Source organism: Nostoc flagelliforme FACHB-838, assembly GCF_014698065.1.
Taxonomy (GTDB): Bacteria; Cyanobacteriota; Cyanobacteriia; order Cyanobacteriales; family Nostocaceae; genus Nostoc; species Nostoc flagelliforme_B.
The window spans coordinates 1-9,463 of the sequence record NZ_JACJSI010000229.1; the positions used below are offsets into that span (position 1 = coordinate 1).

General features: G+C 45.0%; 8 protein-coding genes. 2 read left to right on the forward strand and 6 right to left on the reverse strand.

Going from position 1 to position 9,463, the window contains the following annotated elements; all coding sequences use genetic code 11:
• Window positions 1-24: 24 nt before the first annotated feature.
• Both H6G97_RS38445 and H6G97_RS38450 read left to right on the forward strand, forming a co-directional pair.
• Window positions 25-774 carry an SDR family oxidoreductase gene (locus tag H6G97_RS38445; protein ID WP_190945925.1) on the forward strand — a complete coding sequence of 250 codons (750 nt, stop codon included), beginning with the start codon at window positions 25-27 and terminating at the stop codon, window positions 772-774.
• Between the two features lie 204 nt (window positions 775-978).
• Entirely contained in the window at window positions 979-1,425 is a 447-nt protein-coding gene (locus tag H6G97_RS38450; RefSeq protein ID WP_190945926.1) for a cupin domain-containing protein, read from the forward strand.
• Window positions 1,426-2,299: 874 nt separating this feature from the next.
• Here the strand turns inward: H6G97_RS38450 and H6G97_RS38455 are convergent.
• The 6 genes from H6G97_RS38455 to H6G97_RS38480 all read right to left on the reverse strand — a co-directional run.
• Entirely contained in the window at window positions 2,300-3,865 is a 1,566-nt protein-coding gene (locus H6G97_RS38455) for a GMC oxidoreductase (RefSeq protein WP_190945927.1), read from the reverse strand.
• The gene (locus H6G97_RS38460) at window positions 3,862-4,692 is read right to left on the reverse strand and encodes an MIP/aquaporin family protein (RefSeq protein ID WP_190945928.1); all 831 of its coding nucleotides are present in this window, start codon (window positions 4,690-4,692) and stop codon (window positions 3,862-3,864) included. Before H6G97_RS38460 ends, H6G97_RS38455 begins: the two co-directional genes overlap by 4 nt.
• Window positions 4,679-7,354, reverse strand: coding sequence for an MGH1-like glycoside hydrolase domain-containing protein (locus H6G97_RS38465; protein ID WP_190945929.1), 2,676 nt, complete (start codon window positions 7,352-7,354; stop codon window positions 4,679-4,681). Before H6G97_RS38465 ends, H6G97_RS38460 begins: the two co-directional genes overlap by 14 nt.
• Before the next feature lie 153 nt (window positions 7,355-7,507).
• On the reverse strand, window positions 7,508-8,290 hold the full coding sequence (locus H6G97_RS38470) for a glucose 1-dehydrogenase (protein ID WP_190945930.1): 783 nt from the start codon (window positions 8,288-8,290) through the stop codon (window positions 7,508-7,510).
• A 343-nt stretch (window positions 8,291-8,633) separates the two neighbouring features.
• Complete coding sequence (locus tag H6G97_RS38475) at window positions 8,634-9,017, reverse strand: cupin domain-containing protein (protein WP_190945931.1); 384 nt, start codon at window positions 9,015-9,017, stop codon at window positions 8,634-8,636.
• An 18-nt stretch (window positions 9,018-9,035) separates the two neighbouring features.
• The coding region (locus H6G97_RS38480) for an alpha/beta fold hydrolase (RefSeq protein WP_242055847.1) at window positions 9,036-9,463 on the reverse strand (428 nt) is incomplete at its 5' end.

The window sequence follows — 9,463 nt, forward strand, 5'->3', positions numbered from 1 at the left end:
CTTTAAATTATCAGAGGTTTTGTCATGAAAATTGTTGTCATTGGTGGCAATGGACTGATTGGTAAGAAGCTTGTCAGCAGGCTACGTGAGCGTGGACATGAGACGGTGGCAGCGTCCCCTTCTTCAGGTGTCAATGCTGTTACAGGTGAGGGACTAGCTGAGGTGTTAGTAGGTGCCCAAGTTGTTGTCGATGTGACGAATTCACCCTCCTTTGAGGATGCGGCGGTGTTGGAGTTCTTCCTTAAGTCAACCCGGAACCTGCTGGCGGCGGAGGCAGACGCGGGTGTGGCTCATCACATTGTAGTATCAATTGTCGGTGCCGATAGCATCCCTGATAGCGGCTATATGTGTGCAAAAGTCGCTCAGGAAAAGTTGATCCAGTCCGCAGGAATACCCTATACAATCGTCCGCGCTACGCAGTTCTTTGAGTTCATTGAGACAATCATCGCTCAATTCTCCACTGATGGGCAAACAGTTCACTTACCCCCTGCCTTTATCCAGCCCATCTTGTCGGAGGACGTTGTTGCCGCGCTGGTCGATATCACGCTGGGAGCCCCAGTCAACGGCATTATCGATTTAGCTGGTCCAGAGCGGTTCCGTTTTGAGGAAATCATCCGCCAATTCCTAAGTGCAACTCACGACTCACGTCAGGTGGTTGTAGACAGCCACGCCCGTTACTTTGGTGCAGCGTTGAACGATCAACTCGTTCCGCAGGGCAACTCGCGCATCGGCTCGACCCGTTTCCAGGACTGGCTCAACCGCTCTATCGCTTAAAGATCAGCAATGAGAATTCAATGCTGACATCGGTTGAGTTGAGGGCACAAAGCCCAACATCCCACAACTGCTGAGTTTTGCAACGCTCAACTCAACCGACACCTGTCTAATCCACGATCGGCTTGATTCAGCATGAGAACACATCGAACGGATTTTTATTCACCAATTCGTGTTCACGTTTGTATTCACGCAAGGAGAACCCAAATGTTTAATAGATTTCTTCATGGATTTGCATTCGCAGCACTCTCCATATTCGCAGCTTTTTCCGTATTCACAGTACTCCCTGTATTCCCAGCTTCAGCCGATGTGTTGGGTGAAAAGGTAACGTTGGTCTTCGATCGTGCTCTTCCCAATGTGCCCGGCAAGAGCATGAAAGTTCAGCTGGTCGAATATGCGCCAGGTGTCTCATCGATCCCTCACACCCATCCAGACTCGGCTTTCATTTATGCAACAGTCCTGGAAGGTGCGATTCGTAGCAAAATCAATGATAATCCGGTGCAGGTGTATCACGCTGGTGAGAACTTTTTTGAATTACCTGGCGATCATCATCGTGTCAGCGCCAATGCCAGTGATACTGAACCCGCACGCCTGCTAGCAGTGCTTATCGCCAATACCAATGAACAGAACCTGGTCATAAACGACAAAGAGTAAGACACCAATGGCACGCTTGTTAAGCGCAAAGCCATTGTATAGCTGGATGAAAGGGCGTGGGGTTGCAGGTATTGAGGTGTGGGGAATTAAGAAGATGTTGAACTCCTTGACGCACTCGCATTCAATTGTCTGAAACACACTCAGCCTACACCATGCCCTGACAAGGTTTCACATGAATCTTCGTGCCATTTGGTTCAGGTACTTCGATTCTTAAGGGGTTAGAAAACAAAGCAGAAGTTGCTAAACAGTATTGGGAGGAATTATTTGAGAAAATTCTGGACTTTACGCTAGTTTATGCCCATATTTAGCTTAAGCCAAACGTGGTAATAAGGGCTGTGGCAGATAGTAGAGCTAGATTTTTCGTAGAGGTCGTTAGTGCGATTGCTTTCAACATACCAAGGATGATCCCGGTTCTTATCGAGAGGTCCCATGTATTATACGGAAACTGGTGCTGACTTTTCCCGTTATCTCCTTGATTGAGCGTAGATGCTTTGCTGCTTGTTGCAGACATCGCTTGACTTTTCCCCCAGCCCAAAGCCCTATTCTCTCGTAATTTATTCTCAGTAATAATAAGTTATTGAGAATAAATATAGTCTGAAACTCTTGCTATTTCGTTGTTTCATGACTTAACGGGAAAAGTCAGATTGAGAATAAATTAAAATAAAGCTTCAGACCAAACAATGACAAATCAAGGGTTTTGAGGATTTCTTATCCCGAACTCAGGTTAGGACAGGTTGCTGGATTTGTTGTTATTTTCAGCTTACTACCTGTCCTTTTCCTTATCCCGAACTCAGGTTAGTTAAATATTCTAGTCTTTTTTATCTCCTGTTTTGTTTAAGTCCCGTTATGCTCTTTTTTTTTGGCAAAGGTATTGTCATTTCAAGCGCTCTAGTAAATGATCGCCCACTCGCAAGGAATTGGCGATAATGGTCAGCGTAGGATTAACGGCAGAACTGGATGGAAAGAAGCTACCATCGACAACATAGAGATTATCTACATCATGGGTACGGCAATTCAGATCCAGTACGGAGGTTTTTGGGTCTTCTCCAAAAAGACAAGTACCGCATTGATGACCAACCGATTGCAGTGGTATCATGTTGCGGGGATAGAGGCTAAATGGAATACAATGTTCTGCCCGATCAACCTGCTTGAGAACAGTTACCCAGCGTTTCGCTAGGCGATCGCTTGCTTCTAAGTTGTTGGGTTTATAGTTTAAGTAAAGGCGATCTTCCTGTACCCGCACGCGATTCTCAGGATCGGGTAAGTCTTCTGTTTGCAACCACCAACCAACTGTATGATCCGCAACTGTTTTCAGTTCTGCCCCTGGTCGCAGCCTTAATAGTGGAGCCAACAGTGCGGGAACCTCGGCGGGTAGCATATCTGCTAAGACGTTGCCAGTATTCTGTACCAAACCCATCGGGTAGGGAAAATCAGATTCGCCCCAATAAAAATCACTAATGGCGATCGTCTTTTGATAAACAGAAAGATTGAGTTTTGTATTTAGTTGCACCATTGCCATGCAAATATGCTTCATCAGGTTGCGCCCTACCTGATCGGAACTGTTTGCCAATCCGTTGGGATGTTGGTCATTGTGCGATCGCAATAATAATGCTGCCGAGTTAATCGCGCCGCAAGCAACTACAACAATATTACCTGTAAAAAATTGAGTTTCGCCGTCAATCTCAGCCTCTACGCGGCTGACTTCTCGACCAGAAGGACTTGTATGTAACCGCGTTACTTTGGCTTCACTAAGTAAAGTAATATTTGCATCATGGCGAATGTGCTGAATACAGTTAACTTCAGCATCAGCTTTACCTTGAGTTAAACAAGGAAAGCCATCGCAGGTATTACAATGAATACAATTTCCCAGGCTCTTATCTACTTCATTAAGTTTCAATCCCAACGGTAGGTTGAAAGGATGCAAACCAGCTTGCCTCAGACCGTTAACCAGTTCCTGCATTCGGGGTTCATGGTGTACGGGAGGATGAGGATAAGGTAAATTCCTAGCTGCCTCGGTGGGATCAATACCTCCTTGACCGTGAACATCATAAAGCTGCTCTGCTTGAGTGTAGTATGGTTCAAAGTCGCGGTATTTTAATGGCCATTCCGGTGAAATGCCGTCCTTGTGTTCCACCTGCTCAAAATCACGTTCTCGTAATCGCAACAAAGCTGCACCATAAACTTTGGTATTACCACCAACCCAGTAATTCATTGCTGGACGGAAGGGTTTATGGTTTACGTCGTACCACTGCTCTGGAGTGTGATACCGTTCTTTTTGATAAACTTCTAGCGCACTCCAATTTTCCTTTTCTCGCGGTAAAAATTTACCCCGTTCCAAAATTAAAATTTTCTTGCCACTGGAGGCAAGATGATAGGCTAAAGTGCCACCACCCGCCCCAGTGCCAATGATAATCGCATCATAATGAGTATTCATTGTCATGATTGTTCTCCTGGAATTGGCAGAGAGTCGCTCAAATCGATTTTGCCGTTACGATTGTAGTTACAGCGAAAAATACAGCGTTTGTGATTGGCGTGATGCAATTTGGCACACTTGACGGCGCGTTTGCCAAATAGATATTGATACACTCCTGATGCCAGCAACATCCCCGCAGGTGGCACAATTACATATAGCCAAAATGCTGTCCAAATGTGGGCATGTAAAGCAGAAGCAAGGCTGCGGGCAGGGTTCATGCCAAAGCCAGATAGAGGAGCTTCAAAAAAAACGTAAAGCATTACCAGAAATCCGGCAAATAGACCTGTAAACCGATTGAGTTTTTGATTGTTACTACTTAGCAGAACGGTCATCATCATTACAAAGGCAATGACTAGTTCGCCCAATAAAGCCACAACCCACCCTGATTTTCCTGGTACGGTGACGATGTAATTGATAGGAGCTTTAGTGAATACCTGACCCAGCAATAGTGCCACTAAATAAACCCCAAACAATCCGCCCAAACACTGAAACAGAATGTAAAAAATAGCATCCTGACGTTTGACTTTTCCCAGACGATAGAACGTTAGCGTGACAGCAGGATTCATGTGTGCGCCGGATTGCTTGCCCCAAGGAGAATAGATAATGATAATTGCCGTCAAACCCATGACCACACCAATTAAAAACCGACGCAAATCACCATTGGGAATTGCTTGATGAATTGGAGAACTAGGATACTCAAACACACAACTAAATATTCCCGCAGCAATCAGAAATAACCCCAGTTGTGCTGCTTCCATTAAGTATTCTGGTAAATGCTTTCTAAATGTTTCCATGCTGCTGCTCCTGCGCTCGGTGTTCAGCATTTTGGAGAATCAGCGCGGCGACTAATCCTGTCCAGCCTGTTTGATGACTGGCTCCAATACCCGCCCCGTTATCTCCATGAAAGTATTCATGAAACAAAATATAATTGCGCCAATGGGGATCGGATTGAAATATTTCCAGACCGCCATACACCGGGCGACGGCCTGCACTATCCTGCCCAAAGATCGCAACTAAGCGATGAGAAAGCGCGACCGCTACTTCCCTTAGTGTCATTTCTTGCCCGGAAGCTGTGGGGTATTCCACTTTCAAGCTATCTCCGAAGTAATCATAAAACTTCCAGAGTGCTTCAATAATTAAGTAGTTTACCGGAAACCAAATCGGACCACGCCAGTTAGAGTTACCGCCAAACAAACCTGTGGTAGATTCGGCGGGTTCGTAACGAACGCAGTAATCATGTTCGCCTTGATGTAAAATGTAAGGATCTTTTAGGTGATACTTTGAGATGGCGCGAATTCCGTAATCACTCAAAAATTCATTCTCGTCTAGCATTCGTTGCAGAATACGTTTTAACTTTGTCTGGTAAGCGATCGCTAATAGTCTTCTTGCGCCTACCCCCGGTGTTTCCATGCAGGCGACATTATTTTTCAAGTCAGGACGATTGCGAATGAACCATTCCATGCGACGCTTGAAGCCTGGAAAACGCTCTAAAGTTTCTAATTCCAGCACTATGACAGCGTAGAGGGGAATTAACCCTACCATTGAGCGCACTTTGACGGGAAATTGCCGTCCATCAGGTAAACGCAGCGCATCATAGTAAAAGCCGTCTTCTTCATTCCATAGCGAAATATCTGCATTGCCAATGCCGTCAATGGCATCGGCTATGTAGAGAAAATGCTCGAAGAACTTGCTGGCAATGTCTTCGTAGGTAGAATCTTCTTTGGCAAATTCCAGTGCGATCACTAGCATATTTAAACAGTACATTCCCATCCAGCTTGTACCATCTGCTTGATTGAGATGACCGCCTGTGGGCAGTTCCCTGCTGCGGTCAAATACCCCGATATTGTCCAGCCCCAAAAATCCACCCTGAAAGACGTTTTTACCTTCTACATCTTTGCGATTTACCCACCAAGTAAAATTCAGCAACAGCTTGTGAAAGACCTTTTCCAGAAAAGCGCGATCGCCTTTTTTGCAAGACTTCTGCTCGATTTGATAAACCCGCAAAGCTGCCCACGCCTGCACGGGTGGATTAACATCACCAAATGCCCATTCGTAAGCAGGTAATTGACCATTGGGCTGCATATACCATTCGCGTGTCAGACGGTCAAGTTGCAACTTAGCAAAATATGGATCGATGACAGCTAGTGGAATCAGGTGAAATGCTAGATCCCAAGCAGCAAACCAAGGGTATTCCCACTTATCTGGCATCGAGAGAATATCTTCGCTAAATAGAGAAATCCACTCATGGTTGCGTCCAGCTTGTCGTTCCGGTGGAGGCGGCGGTTGTTGGGGATCGCCCTTGAGCCAGTCATGGACGACATAGTTATAATACTGCTTGCTCCATAGCAAGCCAGCAAAGGCTTGACGTTGAATATTGCGCTCATCTTCCGAAATTGGGAAGGAACAGATGCGCTGATAAAATTCATCAGCTTCGGCAATGCGTGTCTGAAAAATTGTGTCAAAATCTTCGCCAAAAGGCTTTGTAAGTGTTTGCACATCACTCAACCGCAGGCGCACAACTTTAGTTTCACCTGGATTGATTGTTAATGTGTAGTGAGAGGCAAACTTTGTGCCTATGCGCTGGGAATTGACGGCTGCTGTTTTCCCATTCACTACATACTCATTAATGCCATCTTTGACATAAGGTGAGTCATTGCTGTAACCAAATAATCGTTCGTAATTGGTTTCGTTGTCGGTAAACAGAAGTTCTGTGTCTCCTTGGCAGTAAAGCCAACGAGTTCCCAGGTGAGAATTCTCGGCTTCAATTAAACTGAAGTTGGAATCTGAGCTAACCACTTTCATAAAAGGTTTCTCAATTTCGGGATTCCAAGCCCAGATATTACGAAACCAGAGTGTTGGCAGTAGGTGAAGTGTGCTGACTTCTGAACTGCGATTAGCGATCGCAATCTGAATCAAAATATCTTCCGGTGTGGCTTTGGCATACTCGACAAAAACATCAAAATAACGGTTCTCAGCAAAGATGCCCGTATCAAGTAGCTCAAACTCCGGCTCAAATTTACTTCGGCGCTGATTTTCTTGTACCAGTTGCGTGTAAGGGAATGCTTGTTGGGGATACTTGTACAAGCATTTCATGTAGGAATGGGTGGGCGTATTGTCAAGATAGAAGTAATACTCTTTAACATCTTCACCGTGATTACCTTCTGTGCCCGTTAGCCCAAACAGTCGTTCTTTGAGAATGGGATCGTTGCCATTCCACAGAGTGATCGCAAAACACAAACGTTGCCGACTATCGGAAATACCTGCAATGCCGTCTTCGCCCCAACGATAAACACGCGATCGGGCATGATCGTGAGGAAAATAATCCCAGGCAGAACCGTCATGGCTGTAATCTTCCCGCACCGTTCCCCATTGGCGATCGCTGAGATAAGGTCCCCAGCGTTTCCAGTAGGCAACACGTTCTTGATCCTGCCGCAATCTTACTTCTTCTGGAGTCATGTCGCTTTGCTCCGAATTCAAAATTTAAAATTCAAAATAGGTATGAGGAATGAGGCTTTGAACTCCATTAATGAGTCTTTGAACTCCATTAATGAGGCTTTGAACTTCACTCCTCTGCTCCTCTGCTTCTCTGCCCCCCTGCCTTTTGCCCCCCTATTGCTCTTGATAATTCCAGAGCAATCCACCGTCAACAAAAAATGTTGTACCTGTTACATAATCTGACTCAGAAGATGCAAGAAATGCCACCATAGAGGCAACATCTCCTGGTTGTCCTAATCGCCCCAAAGGAATGTTTTTTAGGAGCGCCCCTAACTTTTGTGGATCGTTTAAAAGTTTAGTATTGATGGGAGTTTCAATTGCTCCTGGCGCAACATTATTAATATTAATGCCATGAGGAGCCAGTTCCACAGCTAAATTACGGGTGAGCATTTTCAAGCCACCTTTGCTAGCACAGTAGGCAGCAAAGTGCGGAAAGGGTAATTCTTCGTGTACGGAACTAATATTAATGATCTTACCAGGTTGCTTTGTTTCTAGTCGGTGTTGCACAAATGCCTGTGTGGCAAAGAATATTCCTTTGAGATTCACATTCATGACAGCATCGTAATCTGCTTCAGTCACATCCCAAAAGTTGGCGTTTTTTTCAATACCTGCATTGTTAACTAAGATATCTAGCTTGCCAAAGTGGGAAATACTGTCTGCAATCATGCGCTGCACATCGGCAACCTTACCTGTATCTCCTTGAATTGTAAACCCGTCTACTATATGGCACTGGCCACCAGCCGCCTTTACCTTCGATAAGGTTTCTTCTGCCCCTTCAGGATGAGAGCGGTAGTTGATGACAATACTTGCTCCTTCCTGTGCTAGACGAATTGCGATCGCCTGTCCTATCCCTTGACTACTGCCTGTAACCAGTGCAATTTTCTCTTTCAGTTTCATAACTCTTCCTATGACTTTAATCTTGAAAGCGTTCTGTTACATCAAGTCCGGTTGATTAACAATTATTGGAGATATCTATGCAAAAATCTGAAGCTCTTTTCCCCCAGTCACTGAGCGACTTGCCTTGACTTGTGCCGAGCGAAGTCGAAAGGAGCCGAAGTATGCTTCCTGTCCCTGTGGTCTTAATATAGGTATTTCACTGAACATGATACAACACTATAGAATACAACCTGTCCCAGTATCCATTTTTTATTTGGAAGTCCTTACCAATTGCTTCTAGCTAAAACTCATTGTTTTGCGTAAGTCCTGGTAGTTTTATGGTGAGTTCTCGTGCCTTGTGTTGTCATTGCTCAGGAGGGGGAGGAATAATCTCAATGCCGTACTTAGGTGAAGTGGTGAGAATTTTATCTAAGTCTTCAGGACTCAATGGTGGGGCAGATGTAATTTGACCATTCACCGCCTTTCCAACTTCGGCAATAAATTTCTCAAATCCAGCAGGTGTCACCCAAACTAATAGTTTTGCAGGTACAGAGGTGGTATTAGTAAATCGATGAAGCTGACCTTTGGGCGAATGGAGGAAGGTTCCAGCTGTTGCAACAAGGATGCGATTGTCAAGCTGGAATTCAATCTCTCCATCTTGAACATAAAATGATTCATTTTCTCTTGTGTGTCGGTGGGGAGGCGTTCCGAACCCTCTTTCATGGAGACGTGTGGTTAGTGTGTCCAATTGTTGTCAAGCCAATGGCTAAAACTTGCACTGATTAGGCAGATATGGGTTGCAGTCGTGACGTGAGAAATTGACGGATGTAGTTTGCGATCGCATCGCCATCTTCCTCCAGTGCGGAATGTGGGTATTAAGTAAATGGAACTCAACATCTTTTAGGTCACGCTGGTAGGCATAAGCACCTTCAGCAGGGAAAATGTCGTCGTTCTTACCCCAAACAATTAGGGTGGGAGGTTGATGTTTGCGGAAATACTCCTGCCATTGTGGATAGAGTTGTGGATTAGTTCTATAGTCATAAAACAGCGCCATTTGAATCTCAGCATTTCCAGGGCGATCAAGAGACTTGTCCGAAAACTCCAAAGCCAGACTGTTCAAAGCTTTGAGAGCAAGCTTTGATATCTTCGTGAAAACGTAATCATAAAGCTTTGAGATAGTTACTGATAGTTTAG

What these genes read in the sequence shown, in the direction of transcription:
- H6G97_RS38465 (WP_190945929.1), bottom strand. Translation starts at nt 7,354, where the DNA reads ATGACTCCAGAAGAAGTAAGATTGCGGCAGGATCAAGAACGTGTTGCC.
- H6G97_RS38450 (WP_190945926.1), top strand. Translation starts at nt 979, where the DNA reads ATGTTTAATAGATTTCTTCATGGATTTGCATTCGCAGCACTCTCCATA.
- H6G97_RS38445 (WP_190945925.1), top strand. Translation starts at nt 25, where the DNA reads ATGAAAATTGTTGTCATTGGTGGCAATGGACTGATTGGTAAGAAGCTT.
- H6G97_RS38455 (WP_190945927.1), bottom strand. Translation starts at nt 3,865, where the DNA reads ATGACAATGAATACTCATTATGATGCGATTATCATTGGCACTGGGGCG.
- H6G97_RS38470 (WP_190945930.1), bottom strand. Translation starts at nt 8,290, where the DNA reads ATGAAACTGAAAGAGAAAATTGCACTGGTTACAGGCAGTAGTCAAGGG.
- H6G97_RS38460 (WP_190945928.1), bottom strand. Translation starts at nt 4,692, where the DNA reads ATGGAAACATTTAGAAAGCATTTACCAGAATACTTAATGGAAGCAGCA.